Below are 17,724 nucleotides of genomic sequence, written 5' to 3'. Positions count from 1 at the left end.
CCCAAAACAATCACAAGAGGAGTTGCCATGAAGTCGCAATCTGTCCCCAGTTACAGCCAGGGCGCTCAAGATAAGGCCCTGCTGGCGATGACCATCGGTCAGGCTTTCGATCAAACGGTTGCACGTTATTCTGAAGGCGAGGCGCTGGTCGTCTGCCATCAGCGCCAGCGCTATACCTGGGCGCAACTGGGGCAGGCGGTTGATCTGCACGCCAGAGCGCTACTGGCATTGGGGCTGGAAGCGGGTGACCGGCTCGGGGTGTGGGCGCCCAACTGTGTTGAATGGTTCATCTGCCAGTTTGCCAGTGCCAAAATCGGCGTGATTCTGGTCAATATCAACCCGGCCTATCGTCTCGCCGAGCTGGAGTACGTGCTCAAACAGTCGGCCTGTCAGTGGCTGGTGTGCGCGGGTGCGTTCAAGACATCCGATTATCACGCCATGCTCCAGACGTTGATCCCGGAGCTGGCCGGGCAACCGACAGGGCACCTCAAGAGTGAGCGCTTTGAAGCGTTGCGCGGGGTCATCAGCCTCAGCGAGCAACCGCCGTGCGGTTTCATGCCCTGGTCGCAACTCGCGACGGCAGGCGCCGGGGTGCCGGTCAGCCAGCTCTATGCCCGTCAGGCCAGTGTGCAGTTCCATCAGCCGGTGAATATTCAGTACACCTCCGGCACCACAGGTTTCCCGAAAGGGGCCACCCTCAGTCATCACAACATTCTCAATAATGGCTATATGGTCGGCGAAAGCCTCGGGCTGACATCCAGCGATCGGCTGGTAATCCCGGTGCCGCTGTATCACTGCTTTGGCATGGTCATGGGTAATCTGGGGTGCGTGACTCATGGCACGACCATGATTTATCCCAGTGATGCTTTCGACCCGGGCCTGACCTTGCAAGCGGTTGCCGAAGAGCGCGCGACCGGGTTGTACGGCGTGCCCACCATGTTTATCGCCATGCTCGACCATCCGCAACGGGCCGGGTTTGATCTGTCGAGCCTGCGCACCGGGATCATGGCCGGGGCAACGTGCCCCATCGAAGTGATGCGTCGGGTGATTCGCGAGATGCACATGGGCGAGGTGCAAATTGCCTATGGCATGACCGAGACCAGCCCGGTATCGATCCAGACCGGCCCGACGGATGATCTGGAGCTGCGGGTGACGACGGTGGGACGTACCCAGCCGCAACTGGAGAACAAACTGGTCGATGCAGAAGGCAACATCGTTGAGCGCGGTCAGACAGGTGAACTCTGTACCCGGGGGTACAGCGTGATGCTGGGGTACTGGAACAATCCGCAGGCCACCCGGGAAGCCATCGACAGCGAAGGCTGGATGCACACCGGTGATCTGGCCGAGATGAACGAGCAGGGGTATGTGCGCATTGTCGGGCGCAACAAGGACATGATTATTCGTGGCGGCGAAAACATTTACCCGCGTGAGCTTGAAGAGTTTTTCTTCACGCATCCGGCGGTGGCCGATGTGCAGGTGGTAGGGATTCCGGATGCCAAGTACGGTGAAGAGATCGTCGCCTGGATCAAGCTGCATCCGGGACACGTGGCCAATGAACTGGAATTGCAGACCTGGTGCAAATCACGGATCGCCCATTTCAAGACACCGCGCTACTTCAAGTTTGTCGAGGCATTCCCGATGACCGTGACCGGCAAGATCCAGAAGTTCAAGATGCGCGAAATCAGCATTCAGGAGTGCCAGCAACTGCGCTGAGAGGGCGGCGAAACCTTGCAGGCGCGAGTGTGCATTACGTGGCAATGCTGCCGCTGGCCGCTCGTTCCTGTGCTAGAGGTTTGCGGTTTTCAGGTTGTCCAGACAGCACAAAGGGGAGCCGAGGCTCCCCTTTAATTTGTCGTTGCGTGCTCTTTTTTTATTATTGAGGGGCGGTCTATTGTTGTTTTTGGAACCGTGGCCCTTTGTCGCTGTTTTGGTGATCCCCATCCGGGATCAAGAGCAAACGTATTTTTTTGAGCGCTGATCCACTTTTATCACGGGCTATCAAACCTGTGATCCAACCTGTGCGGGTGCTACCTGAAGGTAGTTTTATTATTCTCTGCCCGGTTGCGAGGTGGCTTGTGAGCTCCCCGGAAAAGTAAACCTTCTCCAAAAAAATCTGTTAGCTGCGTCTCTGCCGTGTTGTTTTTGTTATGTCAGAGTCGTTTCGTATTGTTTTTATTATGTTGCTGCAATTTTTATTCTTGTTATGCCATAGAGATAGCAGGAGCCGTGCCAACTTTTAAAAGTCGTTATAAATCAATAGCTTGTGTTTTATGGCAATAAAAAACCGGCCTGGAGGCCGGTCGGTTTGTTTCCGTGTTACTCGTTTCAGTGACAGAGCGGTAACACCGCGGAACACTTTTAGCCCTGGCGCGCCCTGGCCACCCGTGAACCGGTAACACGACCCAGCACGTTGCAGATGTGTTGCCCCGCCAGCAGCAGCTTGTCCATGTCGACCCCGGTTTCAATGCCCATGCCCTGGAGCATGTACAGCACGTCTTCGGTGGCCACGTTACCGCTGGCACCCTTGGCGTAGGGGCAGCCGCCGAGCCCGGCGATCGAGCTGTCGAACACGGCGATCCCTTCCTGCAGGCTCGCGTAAATATTCACCAGCGCCTGCCCGTAGGTGTCGTGGAAATGCCCGGCGAGTTTTTGTCGCGGCACGTGCGCGGTGACCGCCTCGAACATCGCCCGTGTAGCGTTCGGTGTGCCGGTGCCGATGGTGTCGCCCAGGGACACCTCATAGCAGCCCATCGCGTACAGCTCTTTGGCCACGGCCGCGACCTGTTGCGGGGACACGTTGCCCTCGTACGGGCAGCCGAGCACGCAGGACACATAGCCGCGCACGCTGATCCCGTGCTGTTGTGCGGCTTCAAGGATGGGTACAAAACGCGCCAGGCTTTCGCTGATCGAGCAATTAATGTTGCGTTGCGAGAAGGCTTCGGAGGCGGCCGCAAACACGGCGACTTCTTTGACGCCTGCCGCCACGGCGTCTTCAAAACCGCGCAAATTGGGCGCCAGCGCGCCATAGACCACCCCGGGCTTGTGCTGGATCCGGGCGAAGACGTCAGCGGAGCCTGCCATTTGCGGCACCCATTTGGGCGAAACGAAACTGCCGACTTCGATATAGCCAAGCCCGGCGTCGGTCAGCGCGTCAACCAGCTGCACCTTGTCTGCCACGCTGATGGGCATGGCTTCATTTTGCAGGCCGTCGCGCGGACCGACTTCGATCAGGCGCACATGGGTGGGGAGTGTCATGGGGGTTCACCTGTTAAATAGCGTTAAGCCTTATAGGCGCGAAGGTGCAGTGCGTTGGCGTGTCCTGGCACGCAGGCCATGCCTATAGAACTGTCGAGGTCCGGGAGGCCGTCTGGCTTTTAATGGTTTGCTCGAGCGCCTGGGTACAGCGCTCCTCGGCGGTGTCCAGCTCCAGCTGCATTTGCTGGATATCCAGCAACTGCTGTTCCAGCTGCTGACGGCGTTCGGCAATTTTGCCGAGCATGCTGTTCAGCTGTTTTTGATTGCCGCTGCTCGGGTCATAGAGCTCGATCAATTCGCGGCATTCAGCCAGCGAAAAGCCGATGCGTTTGCCACGCAAAATCAGCTTGAGGCTGACTTTGTCCCGTGCGGAGTACACCCGCTCCTGACCGCGCCGTTCAGGGGCGAGCAAGCCTTGTTCTTCATAAAAGCGAATGGCGCGTGTGGTGATGTCCAGCTCGCGGGCAAGGTCGGAAATACTGTACGTCTGGCTGCTCATGGGCGGGCTCTGGAAAAATCGTATTCCTAAGCTAATGGCTGCTTGACGTATACGTCAAGCAGGTGCGCGGCTTCAGCTTTCTTTTCCTGAGCGATCTGTTGCTGGCACAGCTCGATCAGTTGCTCACGCATCCAGCGGTTGGCGGGGTCTTGCTCAGTGCTTTCGTGCCAGTACAGATGAGTTTCAACGGTAGGCAACTCATTGAGCGGCAACGCTACGAAGTGCAAGGCATGACGTCGGGCGAAACGCTCGGGCACGGTCATGACCATGTCGGTTTGTTGCAGCACGTTGGACGCCATCAGGTAATGCTGTGAGCGCAGGGTGATTTTGCGTTGCTGGCCCATTTTGCCCAGGGCCAGGTCAACCTCGCCGAGGCCGTTGCGTCGGGTTGAAATATGGATATGGGTCAATCCCAGATAGTCATCGAGGCTGATCGCCGATTTGTCGGCCAGCGGGTGTTCCTGGCGCATGGCACACACGTAGCGGTCTTCCATCAGCTTGACATGGCGCACTTGCGGGTCGGTATTGAGCGGTGCATCCACTGCGAAGTCCAGGCGTCCGGCGGCCAGGTCGCTGGTGGTTTCACGACGATGGGAGAGAAAACTTTCAACCACTACCGCGGGCGCGTGGCGTCGCAGGCGCTGAAACAGCGGCGGCAAAATGACCGCTTCGGACAGGTCGGTCATGCTGATGCGGAATGTCTTGTTCGCCTGCAGCGGGTTGAAGGTGCGGCTTTCCTGCACCGAGACCCGCAGCAACGCGAGGGCGCTGCGCACCGGGCTGATGATGTTTTGCGCCATCGGCGTCGGCACCATGCCCTGGGCCGTGCGCACGAACAACGGATCGTTAAAGCTTTCGCGCAGTCGCGCCAGAGCGTTGGACACGGCCGGCTGAGTGATACCAATGATTTGCCCGGCGCGGGTCAGGTTGCCTTCGGTGTAAATGGCGTCGAACACGACAAACAGATTGAGATCGACCTTGCTCAGGTTCATGGCACGGCTCTGGTGATTGAAAGGGGGCTGCGCCCGAATCATATATTGCTTATGAATGGTAATACACGCGGTAAATAGACAAGGTAAATGAAGGTCGGCTGATCTAGGATCGGAACATCACTTTTGACATGACCGGTATGAAGGTAGCTCTCCATGGATTTCGCTTATTCCCCGAAAGTTCAGGCGCTGCGCGAGCGCGTCACCGCCTTTATGGACACCCATGTGTACCCGGCAGAGGCGGTCTTCGAACAACAGGTGGCGCAGGGTGATCGCTGGCAGCCGACCGCGATCATGGAGGAACTGAAACTCAAGGCCCGGGCGCAAGGTCTGTGGAATCTGTTTTTACCCGAGTCGGAGCGCGGCGCCGGCTTGACCAACCTGGAATATGCGCCGCTCGCTGAAATCATGGGGCGTTCAATGCTTGGCCCCGAGCCGTTCAATTGTTCCGCCCCGGACACCGGCAATATGGAAGTGCTGGTGCGTTACGCCAGCACGGCGCAAAAACAGCAATGGCTCGAACCGCTGCTGCGCGGCGAGATCCGTTCGGCGTTTGCCATGACTGAACCCGATGTCGCATCGTCGGATGCCACCAACATGGACGCCCGCGCCGTGCGTGATGGCGACGAATGGGTGATCAATGGCCGTAAATGGTGGACCTCCGGCGCCTGCGACCCACGCTGCAAAATTCTGATTTTCATGGGTTTGAGCAATCCTGAAGGCCCGCGTCATCAGCAACACTCGATGATCCTGGTACCGGTCGATACGCCGGGTGTGCACATCGTGCGCCCATTGCCGGTGTTCGGTTATGACGATGCGCCTCATGGGCACGCCGAAGTGCTGTTTGAAGATGTGCGGGTGCCTTACGACAACGTCCTGCTTGGGGAAGGGCGAGGCTTTGAAATTGCTCAGGGCCGCCTTGGGCCCGGGCGTATTCACCATTGCATGCGTTCCATCGGCATGGCTGAGCGGGCATTGGAATTGATGTGCAAGCGCGCGCTCACGCGCAACGCCTTCGGCAAGCCGCTGGCCAGGCTGGGTGGCAACATCGATCTGATCGCCAACTCACGGATGGAGATCGACATGGCGCGGTTGTTGACGCTCAAAGCGGCGTACATGATGGACACGGTGGGTAATAAAGTCGCAAAAAGTGAAATCGCGCAAATCAAGGTCATCGCCCCGAACGTGGCGCTCAAGGTTATCGACCGGGCGATTCAGATCCATGGTGGGGCCGGGGTGTCGGGGGATTTTCCGCTGGCCTACATGTACGCCATGCAGCGCACGTTGCGCCTGGCCGATGGACCGGATGAAGTGCACCGGGCGGCGGTGGGCAAATACGAGTTGGGCAAATATGCGGGGCAGGGCGTTTAACGTACTTGCGCTGTCAGCATGGCTACAACGCTAGGGGGCTCAATACACCCACACCTCAACCCGGCGGTTTTTCAAGCGGCCTTCATCTTCGGTGTTGGCCGCCACCGGCATGTGAGCGCCATAACCGCGAATCTCACGCAGCACTACGCCGCTTTTCACCAGCTCACGGCGCACGGCCATGGCTCGTAGTTTTGACAGCAGTTCTGCCCGCTCGGGGTTGTCCTTGGCATCGCCGAACCCCACCAGGGTGACGTGTTTGTTGAGCTTGTTGCTGGCTTTTAAGTAGGCCACGACACGTAGCAGATCCTGGCGTGCCTTGTTGTCCAGCGAGGCGCTGCCTTCGTCAAAGCGAAAATTAACCGACAGGCGCTCGGCCTGCTGTGTCAGCGTCTGGTAATCCTCAGGCATGTGCGGGCCGGGATGCACGCGACTGGCCAGGACGGTTTGGGCGACAAAGCCGTGTTGCGCAACGATGGCTTGTCCGTGGGCGCCTTGAGTGAAGTTGATGAGCGCTTTGGCCCATGGGTTATTCGATGAAGGAGGCAGGTAAAAGTACAGTCGCCGGGACAAGGGATAATCTTCGCTGGCGATCAGGCTGTTGAGAGGCAGCATCGGTTGCGAGGCCCCGTCGACAAGGGCCAGGGCTTTCGCCTCGCGGATATAAGGCAGGCCGATAAAGCCGATGGCTTGCGGATCATGGCTGACCGCTGCTGACAATTGCTCGCTGGACTCGAAACGTTGCGACTGGGGGCTGAGGCGATGCCCGGTGCGGCTCAGGACCAATTGGTTGAAGGTGTCATAGGTCCCCGACCGGTCGTCGCGGGCATACACGCGAATCGGCCCGCCGACGCCACCCAGAGCTTCCCAGGTAGAGAGTTGCCCACTGAAAATCTGCGCCACTTGCTCGGTGTTCAGCTGATTCAGCGGGTTGTCGGGATGAACAATAATGGCCAGGCCATCAATGGCGATCACATGCTCGGCCTCGGGACTTTTCAGATCACCCAGCGGATCGAGCTGGACCAGCTCTTGATCAGTGATGCTGCGCGACGCCGCGACAAGGTCGGCCTCACCGGCCTTAAGGGCGCTAAACCCGGTGCCTGAACCGTGCGCCGAGACCGCCACCCGGACCTGTTGGCCCTGAGTGTTGGTCCCTATGATGTTGTGTTCGTTGGGCGCAGTGGTCGGGACACTGTGGATATCGTGCAGACCTTGCTCCGCCAGCATCGCCGCGACCAGCGCCGGTCCCAGACTGGCACCTATGGTATTCGAGCCCTGAATCCGCAAATCGGCAACGGGCGCGGCAAACGCCAGGCGCGTCATCACGCACAACAAGAACAACGGCATCAGACGCAGCATCAACGGGCACCTTCCTCTGGGCCATAGCAGTGCCAGCAATTTAACCCGGAGGTGTTGCAAGCCCATGACATCGCCCCGATGCATTCGGGGAAGCCTGTAGCCGCTGCCGCATGAGTATCTGGCGGTATCAAAAGCTGACGCAGCCTCGTTGCACTCGTCAGCGGCTACGGGGTGAGGAGAGTCCGTAGCCGCTGCCGCAGGCTGCGAATTCAAGCCGGCAGCGGCTACAAAGGCTGTTTGTAGCAGCGGTCGAGCGGAGCGAGGCCGCGTCCGGCTGCGCAGCAGTCGTTTTAGCTGAGCTCCAGCCAGATAGGGGCGTGGTCGGAGGGCTTTTCCATGCCGCGCAGGTCGTAGTCGACGCCGGCATTCTTGATCCGTGGCACCAGACCGCGGGAGGCCAGGATCACGTCGATGCGCAGGCCGCGCTTGGGTTCGTCTTCAAACCCGCGGCTGCGGTAGTCGAACCAGCTGAAGCGGTCAGCCACGTCCGGGTGCAGGTAGCGGAAGCTGTCGACCAGGCCCCAGCCCTTGAGACGTTCCATCCATTCGCGCTCTTCAGGCAGAAAGCTGCATTTACCGGTTTTCAGCCAACGCTTGGCGTTGTCCGGGCCAATGCCGATGTCGCAGTCCTGAGGAGAGATATTGATGTCGCCCATCACCACCAGCGGTTGTTCGTTGCTGAACTGGTTTTCCAGCAACTGTTGCAGGTCACTATAGAAGCGTTGCTTGGCCGGGAATTTGGTGGGGTGATCGCGGTTTTCGCCCTGCGGGAAGTAACCATTCATGATGGTCACCGGCTGGCCATTTTCGTCAGCGAAAGTCCCCCAGATAAAACGTCGCTGGGCATCTTCCTCGTCAGTGGAGAACCCTTTGTGCAGCTCCAGAGGTGGCTTGCGCGAGAGCAGGGCTACGCCGTAATGGCCTTTTTGCCCGTGAAAGTGCACGTGGTAGCCCAGTGCTTCGATGTCAGCGAAAGGGAACTGTTCGTCGCTGACTTTGGTTTCCTGCAGGCCGATCACGTCGGGCTGATGTTTCTCGATCAGCGCTGCCAGCTGATGCGGCCGAGCGCGCAGGCCATTAATGTTGAATGAAACGATTTTCATGAGCGGGCAGTCCTGAGCAAAACTAAGATGCTAGCGGACTGAGGCCTTAGCGGCCAGCATGCAGTAGGGTAAATGCCCTGCTAACGTAGGGTGCACACGCCAAGATGGAACTGTCGAGGCGCTCCGGGGTTCGTACTCACTAGATGCACCGTCATTCAAACGGTGTCAGGGAGATTAATCGTCATGAGCCAACCACCGAACGCCACAGGTGAGATCTTACTGCTAGACAGCGGATATTCACGGGAGGCGCGATCGCTGCTGTATCAGGCTTATCGGCATGAGCCCACTTTCCGTTTTCTGTTCGATGCCGATCGCAGCGGTTATGAACAGCGCGTTCGGGCGACGGTGCGCGAGCTGGTCAAACAGCATTTTTTGCAAGACTTGCCTGCCTTGGGATTGCTGGCCAATGACCGCCTGGTGGGCATTGCGCTGATTGCGCCGCCGCAGCGCCGATTGGGCATTACGGAAAGCTGGGCATGGCAATTGCGCATGTTGCTCAGTACCGGTTTACGTTGCACGCGCCGCTATCTGGACTACCATCAAGCGGTTCTGGCCTGTGTGCCGGGTGATGCCGTGCATATGTTGCCTCTGTTGGGCATCCATCCGGAATTCCAGGGCTTGCACTATGGTGAACAATTGCTGGGCGCCGTGCATAACTGGTGTGCCGAAGATGAGCATTCCGAAGGTGTTGTGCTCGACACCGGTAACCCGCGATACCTCGAATTTTATAAAAAACAGGGCTATGTCGAGATCGGCCAAGTGGCGGTCGGGCCAGTGGTCGAACATGTTTTTTTCCACGCCAATCCACAGGTGTTACAAACAGCAAACGCTTAGGACGAACTTTCTGTCCATTGGCGCGCTCTATGACCACCCTTGCCCGTGATAGCATTGCGCCTATGAAGTTTCCAGGAAGATTTACCAGTGGTGTTGTCCTGTTCCTCAGCAGTTTTGCGGCATCGGCCCAAAGCGAGCTGGTGGTCAAGGTCAAGCCGGCAAATAACGCCCTCAAGGCCAATGTGGAAGGCTATATAGGCAGCCTCGGCGATCGCGACGAGGAAGCCTTGCTGCGTTTCAAGCGCGGTGCGCAAGAGCAGGCTCTCAAAGCATCCCAAGCCTTGGGGTATTACCAGCCCAGCATAGAGGCCGAGGTCAAACCCGGTGATCCGCCGCGTCTGGAGCTGAGCATCGATCCCGGTGAGCCGGTGCGCCTGCGCAACGTCGATGTGCGCGTCGAGGGGCCTGCGGCCCAGCTCAAGGCCTTCCGGATTCCAGCCAGTGACGACCTCAAGCCCGGCGCAGTGCTCAACCAGGGCAACTACGAAGATGCCAAGCGAATGATTCAAAACCGGGCCCTGCGCTACGGTTTTTTCAACGGTAAATTTATCAAGCACGAACTACGGGTCGACCCGAAAGGCGGGTTCGCCGATATCAATCTGGTCTACGAAAGCGGGCCGCGCTTCTTGCTCGGGAAAGTCAGCTTTGCCGGCGACACACCGTTCGATGAGGTCCTGCTGCAACGCATGGTGCCCTTCAAACCGGACACCCCGTACGACTCGGAACTGGTCGCTGAACTCAATCAAAACCTGCAATCGAGCGGCTACTTTGAAACCGTGCGAGTGGAGGCCGCTCCGAGTACTGCCGTGGGGCAAGTGGTCCCGGTGGATGTTGACCTGCATACCCGAAAACCGCGAACCATGACCCTGGGTCTCGGTTATTCGACAGACATTGGTCCGCGGGGCAAGGCCAGCTGGACCCGCCACTGGGACAACCCGCGCGGTGACAGCTATGGCTTCGAATCTGAAATCTCCCAGCCACGACAAAACGTCGGTGCCTGGTATGACATCCCGCTGGATCCGCCGCTAACAGACAAATTGCGGTTTGCGGCCGGCTATCAATATGAAGAAATCGCCAACACAGACACCCTGAGCAAATTGCTCACGGTGGGCCCTGAGTGGCATAGCAAGCTGGATAACGGCTGGACGCGAATCGTGTCGCTCAAGTGGCAGCATGAAGAGTATCGACTGGGCGATGACTCGGGACTGAGTACCTTGCTGATGCCGGGTGTGAGTTATTCGGTGTTGCGCAGTGACAACCGGGTCGACCCCAGCCACGGCTACAGCGTGATGGTGGATACCAAGGTGGCCAAGGAAGGGCTCATGTCCGATACCAACCTGCTGCACGGCAATGTGCAATTCAAAGCGCTGACGACGGTCTGGGACAAACACCGCTTTTTGGGACGCATCCAGTTTGGCGGTAGTGCCACCAATGGTTACAAATCGATTCCGCCGTCTTTGCGCTTTTTCGCCGGTGGCGACCAGAGCGTGCGTGGCTACGACTATCAGAGCCTGTCGCCGAAAAACTCGGACGGTGACCGTATCGGTGGCCGCTACATGGTGGCGGGCAGCGTTGAGTACCAATATCAGTTTGCAGAAAAATGGCGCTGGGCGACCTTTGTCGACCAAGGGAATGCGTTCAATACGCTGGAACTTCCCAGCCTGAAAACCGGGGTCGGGATGGGGATCCGCTGGATTTCTCCGGTCGGTCCGATACGTCTCGACCTGGCGCATGCGCTGGATGACGATGGCGGCGTACGTTTGCACTTCTCCATGGGGCCTGAACTGTGATTCGTGGTTTGAAAATAGCGGGTCTGGTGTTGTTGGCCGTGGTGATGCTGGTGGTGATTGTGCTGGGCCTGGTGCTTGGCACTCAGGCGGGCAGCCGCTGGGCCCTGAGCCAGGTGCCGGGGCTGCAGATCGATAACTTTGCCGGGCGCCTGGGGGGGCAGTGGAGTGCGGATCATCTGTTGTGGGAGCAGGGAACCAGTCGCGTTGAGGTCAATCGTCCGATCTTTGCCTGGTCGCCGGGTTGCCTGACCCGCATGACCTTGTGCATTGACCAGTTGCAGGCCGAACAGGTCAGCCTGCAGTTTCCGCCGAGCGAAGACAGCAGCAGCGGGCCGATCAGCTTGCCCGAGCTGAAACTGCCGCTGTCGCTTGAGGTGGGTGAAATCAAGGTCGGCAATGTACTGTTTAACGGCATCGAGCAGCTCAAGGGGCTGCAGATGGCTGCACAATGGACGTCCAAGGGATTGCAGATCGACTCGGTGCGGGTTGATCGCGATGACCTCAACGTTGAACTGTCCGGCCTGTTACAGCCCAATGGCGATTGGCCGCTGACGCTGCAAGGCAACATCAACCTGCCTGCACCGGGTGATGCACCCTTAGCGCTGGCGCTCAAGGTTGAAGGCAATTTGCGCACAACGCTAAACCTCACGGCAGACAGCACCGGCTATTTGAATGCACATCTCAAGGGTGAGCTGCAGCCGCTGGCGGAGCACCTGCCTGCGCAACTGAGCATCACGTCGAAGCAGTTCAAACCCTCTGCGGATCTGCCCGACACCCTGCAACTCAATCAGTTGTTGCTGACAGCCAAGGGCGACCTCAAAGACGGTTATGAATTGAACGGCAGCGCCAGCTTGCCCGCTGAGCAGGCCCCGGTGAGCCTGTTGCTTAAAGGACGTGTGGATGCCAAGGGTGCGCAAATTTCGACCCTGGATTTGACGGCCAGCCCACAACAACGCTTGAAATTGACCGGGCAAGTTGATTGGCAGGAGGGTTTGAGTGCCGAGGCCAAGATCGACTGGCTGGCGTTTCCGTGGCACAACCTGTACCCGTTGATCGACAAGCCCGATGTTGATTTGCGTACGTTCAACGGCGAAGTGTCTTATCGCGATGGTCACTATCTGGGGAACTTCAAGACCGACCTTGATGGCCCGGCCGGGGCGTTCAGCCTCAACAGCCCGTTCAGTGGCGATCTGGGGCAAATTTTCCTGCCGCAACTGGAACTGATCGCGGGGCAGGGCAAAGCCAAGGGGCACGTCAATGTGCAGTTTGCTGAAGGCATTGCCTGGGACACGGCGCTGGACTTGAGCGCAATCGATCCCGCGTATTGGGTCGCAGAATTACCGGGTAACCTGGCGGGCCCCTTGCGCAGCAAAGGCTCATTCAAGAACGAGCATCTGGCGCTGGATGCAGACCTTGATCTCAAAGGTCGTCTGCGGGGGTTGCCGGCCATGCTCCAGGCCAAGGTGCAGGGCGCCGCTGAGGCATGGACCGTCAACGCGCTGGACATTCGTCTGGGCGACAACCGGATTAACGGCACCGCCAGTGTGCAGCAGCAACTCAAGGCCCGCCTTGACCTGAATATGCCGCGCCTGGGGCAGCTCTGGCCTGAGCTTCGCGGCCAGCTCAGCGGGCGGGTCGACATGGACGGTACGCTCAAGGCGCCGCAAGGAACGGCCAAGCTTAATGGGCAGCAACTGGCCTTTGCCGATAATCGCCTGCAAAACCTGACGCTGGACGCCAGCCTCGATCGCAATCAACGCGGGCGGTTCGAACTGAAAGGCAGCGGGATTCAAGCAGGGGATACCCCGCTCGGTGTGCTGACGGCCAGCGGCAGTGGCGACATCAAGCGCCAGCAACTCGATCTGGCTCTGCAAGGGCCAAAGCTGCAGCTCGGTCTGGGGCTGGACGGTGTGCTGGATAAAGGCAACTGGCGCGGACGCTTGGCCAAGGGTGACATCAAGGCTGGCGGGCAGGACTGGGTGCTGCAAGACCCGGCGCGCCTTGAGCGTCTGGCTGATGGCCGGATCAACCTGGGGGCGCAGTGCTGGATGTCCGGGCCTGCCAGTTTGTGCAGCGAAGACCAGCGTTTGATGCCGGAGCCGAAACTGCGTTTCCACCTTAAACAGTTCCCTCTCGACAGCCTGGCGCAATGGTTCCCCAAAGACTTCCAATGGCAGGGCCAGCTCAATGCCGACTTGCTGCTGGACCTGCCGGCCAGCGGGCCAAAAGGTCAGGTGGTGGTGGATGCCAGCGGCGGCACATTGCGGATCAAGGATAAGGGCCAATGGCTGGACTTCCCGTACCAGACATTCAAGTTGACCAGTAATCTGACCCCGAGCCGGGTGGATAGCCGGTTTGACTTCAATGGCGGCAAGCTGGGCCAGTTGATGCTGACGGCAAGGATCAATCCGTTGCCCAAAAACAAGCCGGTCTCCGGAGAGTTCCGCCTGACCGGACTGGACATGTCGGTGATTCGGCCGTTCGTGCCTATGGTCGAGAAAGTCAGTGGCCTGCTGAACGGATCGGGCACGATCAGTGGCGGGTTGCTGGCGCCGCAGATCAACGGCAACGTGGCGCTGAGCGGCGGCGAGATTTCCGGTCCGCAATTGCCGACCAATCTGGAAAACATGCAGCTCACAGCCCGGATCATGGGCGAAACGGCGCAGCTCGATGGCGGTTGGACCAGCGGCAAGCAGGGCCAGGGCAGCATCGCCGGTAACGTGGCCTGGGGCCAGCAACTGGCGGTCAATGTGTTGCTCAAGGGCAACCATCTGCCGGTCACGGTCGAACCCTATGCCAAGCTGGAAGTCGCACCGGACCTGAAGATTTCCCTGAGCCCGGACAACACCTTGTTGATCGCGGGCACCGTGAATGTGCCCAAGGGTGAGATTGTGGTTCGGGAGCTGCCGCCCTCGACCGTCAAAGTGTCGGATGACACAGTGATCGTTGGCCAGCAGGTGCAGGAATCGGCAGCGCCCATGGTGGTCGACATGGACATCAATGTGGTGGTCGGGCAAGAGCTGCTGACGTTCTCGGGCTTCGGCCTGAATGCCGATCTGGCCGGTCAGGTGCACATCGGCAATAACATGGACACCCGAGGCGAGTTGCGCCTGAATAACGGTCGCTACCGCGCCTATGGCCAGAAGTTGACCATTCGCCGTGCGCGCCTGTTGTTTGCCGGGCCGCTCGACCAGCCGTATCTGGATATCGAAGCGGTGCGCAAGACCGACGACGTCATTGCCGGGATTCGCCTGACGGGCAGCGCCGAGCAGCCAACGACGCAGATTTTCTCGGAACCGGCGATGAGCCAGGAGCAGGCATTGTCGTACCTGATTCTGGGCCGTCCGCTGACCGGCACGGGAGAAGACGAAAACATGCTGGCGCAAGCGGCCCTGGGTCTGGGATTGATGGGCAGTTCGGGGGTCACCACCAGTCTGGCCAACCACCTGGGGATCAAGGAGTTTGAGCTCGACACTCAAGGTAGCGGCAACGACACCGCGGTGGTGGCCAGTGGCAAGATCAACGAACGGTTGAGCGTGCGCTACGGTGTGGGCGTGTTCGAGCCGGCCAGCACCATTGCCCTGCGCTACAAGTTGAGCAAGCGGGTGTATGTCGAGGTCGCGAGCGGCATTGCCAGCTCGCTGGATATCTTCTACAAGCGGGACTTCTAGCCCCCGCGACAGACCAACCCTGCAGGTGCGTGCGCCTGCAGGGTGGTCACTGTCAGCGATTGAGCTGCTTTAGCGATTCCTCGGTATAGCGTAAACCCGCTGCGGCGCCAGCCGGGAAGATCGCGTCTAGCCGGGCTAATTCCCGGTCATCCAGTTTGACCTCCAGCGCCGCTACGTTCTCGTCCAGGTACTTGCGTTGTTTGGTGCCCGGAATCGGGATCAGGTAGTCCCCCTGAGCCATTACCCAAGCCAGCGCCAACTGTCCGGCAGTCACACCTTTATCGGCCGCCAGAGCTTGCACCTGTTCGACCAGACGCAGGTTTTTGTTGAAGTTGTCACCCTGGAAGCGCGGATTGAAGCGTCGGTAGTCATCGGCTGCAAAGTCGTCCGGGCTTTTCAGGGCACCGGTCAGAAAGCCCCGGCCCAGCGGGCTGTAGGGCACAAAGGCGATCCCCAGGCGCTGGCACATGTCGAGGCAACCGTTGTCTTCCTGATCGCGGCTCCACAGTGAGTATTCACTTTGCAGTGCGCTGATGGGATGCACCTTGTGCGCCCGTTCGAGGGTGCTCGCTGACGCTTCGCTCAGGCCCAGATAACGAACCTTGCCGGCCTTGACCAGCTCGGCCATTGCGCCGACGGTGTCTTCAATCGGCACTTCGGGGTCCATGCGGTGCTGGTAATACAGGTCGAGGGTGTCGACCCCCAAACGCTTCAAACTGCCCTCGATGGACTGCCGAATGTATTCAGGGCGACCGTTCAGGCCACGGGCCGCGGGGTTGGCTGGATCACGCATAATGCCGAACTTGCTGGCGAGGAATACCTGGTCGCGTTTGCCGCGTATGGCCAGGCCAATCAGTTCTTCATTGGTATGCGGACCATACATGTCTGCGGTATCGAGCAGGTTGATGCCCAGTTCCAGCGCATGGTGCAAGGTGGCCACGGCTTCGCGGGTGTCGCTGCCGGTGGTATAGAAATCACTCATGCCCATGCAGCCCAGACCGATTGCGCTGACCTGTGGGCCGTTTTTACCGAGTGTGCGAGTCATCATGCGAGGTGCTCCTGAGTGGGGGTAGAGCGAGTATTAACCTCGACACAAAGAAGATAAACCGGGTAAAAACATCATCACTATTCGGATTTTCTAAATAGTAGATGGCCGACAATGCGAATGGAGGAGGATCAGTTATGGACCGATTCAACGCGATGCGGGTGTTCACCCGGATCGTCGAACTCGGTGGTTTTGCCAAAGCTGCCGACAGTCTGCACATGCCCCGCGCCTCGGTGACGGTGCTGATCAAGCAGCTGGAAGCCCATTTGGGCGTGCAATTGTTGCACCGCACCACGCGACAGGTCAGTCCGACTCTCGACGGAGCGGCTTACTACCAACGGTGCGTCAGCTTGCTGTCAGACCTTGAAGAAGCCGAAGGGGTGTTCAAAGACAGCCAGCCCCGGGGCATGCTGAGGGTCGAGATGCCTGCGGCCGTTGGCCAGCGTGTGGTGTTTCCGGCATTGCCGGAGTTCACCCGGCGCTACCCATTGATCGAGCTCGAAATAGGCCTCAACGACCGCCCGGTGGATCTGATCCGTGAAGGTGTGGACTGTGTGCTGCGCGGTGGTCTGACGCTGGATGATTCGCTGGTTGCGCGGCCTTTGGTGCTGATGGATCAAGTGACCTGCGCCAGCCCCGGCTATTTGCAGGCCCACGGTGTGCCGCAGTCTCTTGAGGCGCTGGACGGGCACCGGATGGTGGAATACTTCTCCAGCATGACAGGCAAGCGTTACGGCCTGGAGTTTCAAATAGGCGATGAAGTGCGTTTGATCGACCTGCCCAAGCAGGTCTCGGTCGACAGCGCGTTGGGGTATCTGGCGGCCAGCGAGGCGGGCTACGGGCTGGTGCAAGTGCCGTATTATCATGTCGCCCAACGGTTGCGCGACGGACGCTTGCAAGAAGTGCTGGGCCATTGCCTGCCTCCGCCGATGGGCCTCACGGCCTTGTACCCGGCGCACCGGCAATTGTCCCGGCGGGTGCGGGTCTTTGTGGATTGGCTGGTGGATCTGTGTGCGCGGCCGCAAAGTGGGTTTCGTCGCTAAAACCTGTTTGCAGTTGTAACATGGCCCACCTCTTGAGGGCGGGCCATCCCGCAAACCCGAAACTCTTACGACCTTTTTGACTTTGATTTTCAGTCTAATTTTCAGGAACCGGTAATGACTCCTTCGCAGCGCTTGAAATACTCGATTCTGATTTCCCTTGTGGTCCTGGGGATCATGTTTGGTCTTTCGTACATGCAAAACGCCGGCATGATCACCGAAAAAATGTTCCAGTACATCGCCATTGGTGTGGCAGTCATCGTGGTGGTCATCAACGGAGTGATGCGCCGCAAGACCAAGCTTTAAGTCTCGATCAGTACGGCTTCAGCCTGTGGATGCAGGCTGTAGCTTTTATCACTGTTGAGCACCACCACCCCCTCGCTGCACAAGCGCTTGAGCACTTCGCGCACACTCAGAAATGACAGCGGTATATCCAGTGCCAGCAAATGGCTGTGCATGCCGCGCACGCCCAGCCGGCGATCATTGCCGGCGGCGGTCAACAACGCGTCGATGACCTTGAGTCGCACCAGGCTGGTCCGCAACCCGAAGCATTTGAGCAAGTGGCGGATTCGTTCGTTACCTTGCAAAGGTGTGGTTGCATCCAGCAATCCGGTCTCGGGTTGAAAAGTGGATGCGCACTGTTGTTGGCTACCGTCCGTTGGCATTTGCGGGTTGTGCATGCAAAAAACTCCTTTTCAGAGCCTGATCAGGAAAAATAAAAAACGCTCTTAGTTAACTAGACGAATGAGCGGCCTGAATCATGAACAATTG

14 protein-coding genes are annotated in these 17,724 nt (G+C 58.8%); 7 read left to right on the top strand and 7 right to left on the bottom strand.

Translation table 11 applies throughout. The annotated features are described in order from the left end of the window. The first annotated feature begins 27 nt into the window (after nucleotides 1-27). The gene (locus AWM69_RS03350) at nucleotides 28-1,713 is read left to right on the top strand and encodes an AMP-binding protein (protein ID WP_218725771.1); all 1,686 of its coding nucleotides are present in this window, start codon (nucleotides 28-30) and stop codon (nucleotides 1,711-1,713) included. A 645-nt stretch (nucleotides 1,714-2,358) separates the two neighbouring features. Here AWM69_RS03350 and AWM69_RS03345 read toward each other — a convergent pair. The 3 genes from AWM69_RS03345 to AWM69_RS03335 all read right to left on the bottom strand — a co-directional run bounded on the left by AWM69_RS03345 (nucleotide 2,359) and on the right by AWM69_RS03335 (nucleotide 4,746). After that, the gene (locus AWM69_RS03345) at nucleotides 2,359-3,255 is read right to left on the bottom strand and encodes a hydroxymethylglutaryl-CoA lyase (RefSeq protein WP_218725770.1); all 897 of its coding nucleotides are present in this window, start codon (nucleotides 3,253-3,255) and stop codon (nucleotides 2,359-2,361) included. 82 nt (nucleotides 3,256-3,337) lie between these two features. After that, nucleotides 3,338-3,754, bottom strand: a complete 417-nt coding sequence (locus AWM69_RS03340; protein WP_131652865.1) for a MerR family DNA-binding transcriptional regulator — start codon at nucleotides 3,752-3,754, stop codon at nucleotides 3,338-3,340. Between the two features lie 26 nt (nucleotides 3,755-3,780). Continuing rightward, on the bottom strand, nucleotides 3,781-4,746 hold the full coding sequence (locus AWM69_RS03335) for a LysR family transcriptional regulator (RefSeq protein WP_131652866.1): 966 nt from the start codon (nucleotides 4,744-4,746) through the stop codon (nucleotides 3,781-3,783). Nucleotides 4,747-4,899: 153 nt separating this feature from the next. Between AWM69_RS03335 and AWM69_RS03330 the strand changes: the two genes are divergently transcribed. Further along, entirely contained in the window at nucleotides 4,900-6,114 is a 1,215-nt protein-coding gene (locus tag AWM69_RS03330; protein ID WP_218725769.1) for an acyl-CoA dehydrogenase, read from the top strand. A gap of 39 nt (nucleotides 6,115-6,153) precedes the next feature. On the opposite strand, the gene AWM69_RS03325 is transcribed toward AWM69_RS03330, so the two are convergent. Together AWM69_RS03325 and xthA are read right to left on the bottom strand one after the other, a co-directional pair. Then, nucleotides 6,154-7,470 (bottom strand): substrate-binding domain-containing protein, encoded by a 1,317-nt coding sequence (locus AWM69_RS03325; RefSeq protein WP_218725768.1) that lies wholly within the window; start codon nucleotides 7,468-7,470, stop codon nucleotides 6,154-6,156. Between the two features lie 290 nt (nucleotides 7,471-7,760). After that, entirely contained in the window at nucleotides 7,761-8,573 is an 813-nt protein-coding gene (gene xthA, locus AWM69_RS03320; protein WP_131652868.1) for an exodeoxyribonuclease III, read from the bottom strand. Between the two features lie 183 nt (nucleotides 8,574-8,756). Between xthA and AWM69_RS03315 the strand changes: the two genes are divergently transcribed. The 3 genes from AWM69_RS03315 (at nucleotide 8,757) to AWM69_RS03305 (ending at nucleotide 14,868) form a co-directional block, all read left to right on the top strand. Beyond that, nucleotides 8,757-9,407: an N-acetyltransferase gene (locus AWM69_RS03315; RefSeq protein ID WP_048379460.1), complete on the top strand. Its 651-nt coding sequence runs from the start codon at nucleotides 8,757-8,759 to the stop codon at nucleotides 9,405-9,407. A gap of 62 nt (nucleotides 9,408-9,469) precedes the next feature. After that, nucleotides 9,470-11,197 carry an autotransporter assembly complex family protein gene (locus AWM69_RS03310; RefSeq protein WP_218726004.1) on the top strand — a complete coding sequence of 576 codons (1,728 nt, stop codon included), beginning with the start codon at nucleotides 9,470-9,472 and terminating at the stop codon, nucleotides 11,195-11,197. Then, the gene (locus AWM69_RS03305; protein ID WP_218725767.1) at nucleotides 11,194-14,868 is read left to right on the top strand and encodes a translocation/assembly module TamB domain-containing protein; all 3,675 of its coding nucleotides are present in this window, start codon (nucleotides 11,194-11,196) and stop codon (nucleotides 14,866-14,868) included. Before AWM69_RS03310 ends, AWM69_RS03305 begins: the two co-directional genes overlap by 4 nt. A gap of 52 nt (nucleotides 14,869-14,920) precedes the next feature. Here AWM69_RS03305 and AWM69_RS03300 read toward each other — a convergent pair whose 3' ends face one another. Beyond that, nucleotides 14,921-15,916, bottom strand: coding sequence for an aldo/keto reductase (locus tag AWM69_RS03300; RefSeq protein ID WP_218725766.1), 996 nt, complete (start codon nucleotides 15,914-15,916; stop codon nucleotides 14,921-14,923). 134 nt (nucleotides 15,917-16,050) lie between these two features. Here AWM69_RS03300 and AWM69_RS03295 point away from each other — a divergent pair, with 134 nt between their 5' ends. Together AWM69_RS03295 and AWM69_RS03290 are read left to right on the top strand one after the other, a co-directional pair. After that, nucleotides 16,051-16,956, top strand: coding sequence for a LysR family transcriptional regulator (locus AWM69_RS03295; protein ID WP_131652871.1), 906 nt, complete (start codon nucleotides 16,051-16,053; stop codon nucleotides 16,954-16,956). Nucleotides 16,957-17,070: 114 nt separating this feature from the next. Beyond that, nucleotides 17,071-17,259 carry a hypothetical protein gene (locus AWM69_RS03290; protein ID WP_048379468.1) on the top strand — a complete coding sequence of 63 codons (189 nt, stop codon included), beginning with the start codon at nucleotides 17,071-17,073 and terminating at the stop codon, nucleotides 17,257-17,259. On the opposite strand, the gene AWM69_RS03285 is transcribed toward AWM69_RS03290, so the two are convergent. Next, complete coding sequence (locus AWM69_RS03285) at nucleotides 17,256-17,633, bottom strand: fe2+ zn2+ uptake regulation protein (protein ID WP_131652872.1); 378 nt, start codon at nucleotides 17,631-17,633, stop codon at nucleotides 17,256-17,258. The two genes, AWM69_RS03290 and AWM69_RS03285, sit on opposite strands and share 4 nt — an antisense overlap. Nucleotides 17,634-17,724 lie beyond the last annotated feature (91 nt).

Source organism: Pseudomonas sp. D1HM (genome assembly GCF_019266105.1).
GTDB classification, from domain to species: Bacteria; Pseudomonadota; Gammaproteobacteria; order Pseudomonadales; family Pseudomonadaceae; genus Aquipseudomonas; species Aquipseudomonas taetrolens.
This window is presented reverse-complemented; position numbering and strand designations above follow the sequence as displayed.

Bases quoted from the DNA above. Each gene is read 5' to 3' on its own strand.
- AWM69_RS03350 (WP_218725771.1), top strand. From the start codon at position 28: ATGAAGTCGCAATCTGTCCCCAGTTACAGCCAGGGCGCTCAAGATAAG.
- AWM69_RS03345 (WP_218725770.1), bottom strand. From the start codon at position 3,255: ATGACACTCCCCACCCATGTGCGCCTGATCGAAGTCGGTCCGCGCGAC.
- AWM69_RS03340 (WP_131652865.1), bottom strand. From the start codon at position 3,754: ATGAGCAGCCAGACGTACAGTATTTCCGACCTTGCCCGCGAGCTGGAC.
- AWM69_RS03335 (WP_131652866.1), bottom strand. From the start codon at position 4,746: ATGAACCTGAGCAAGGTCGATCTCAATCTGTTTGTCGTGTTCGACGCC.
- AWM69_RS03330 (WP_218725769.1), top strand. From the start codon at position 4,900: ATGGATTTCGCTTATTCCCCGAAAGTTCAGGCGCTGCGCGAGCGCGTC.
- AWM69_RS03325 (WP_218725768.1), bottom strand. From the start codon at position 7,470: ATGCTGCGTCTGATGCCGTTGTTCTTGTTGTGCGTGATGACGCGCCTG.
- xthA (WP_131652868.1), bottom strand. From the start codon at position 8,573: ATGAAAATCGTTTCATTCAACATTAATGGCCTGCGCGCTCGGCCGCAT.
- AWM69_RS03315 (WP_048379460.1), top strand. From the start codon at position 8,757: ATGAGCCAACCACCGAACGCCACAGGTGAGATCTTACTGCTAGACAGC.
- AWM69_RS03310 (WP_218726004.1), top strand. From the start codon at position 9,470: ATGAAGTTTCCAGGAAGATTTACCAGTGGTGTTGTCCTGTTCCTCAGC.
- AWM69_RS03300 (WP_218725766.1), bottom strand. From the start codon at position 15,916: ATGATGACTCGCACACTCGGTAAAAACGGCCCACAGGTCAGCGCAATC.
- AWM69_RS03295 (WP_131652871.1), top strand. From the start codon at position 16,051: ATGGACCGATTCAACGCGATGCGGGTGTTCACCCGGATCGTCGAACTC.
- AWM69_RS03290 (WP_048379468.1), top strand. From the start codon at position 17,071: ATGACTCCTTCGCAGCGCTTGAAATACTCGATTCTGATTTCCCTTGTG.
- AWM69_RS03285 (WP_131652872.1), bottom strand. From the start codon at position 17,633: ATGCACAACCCGCAAATGCCAACGGACGGTAGCCAACAACAGTGCGCA.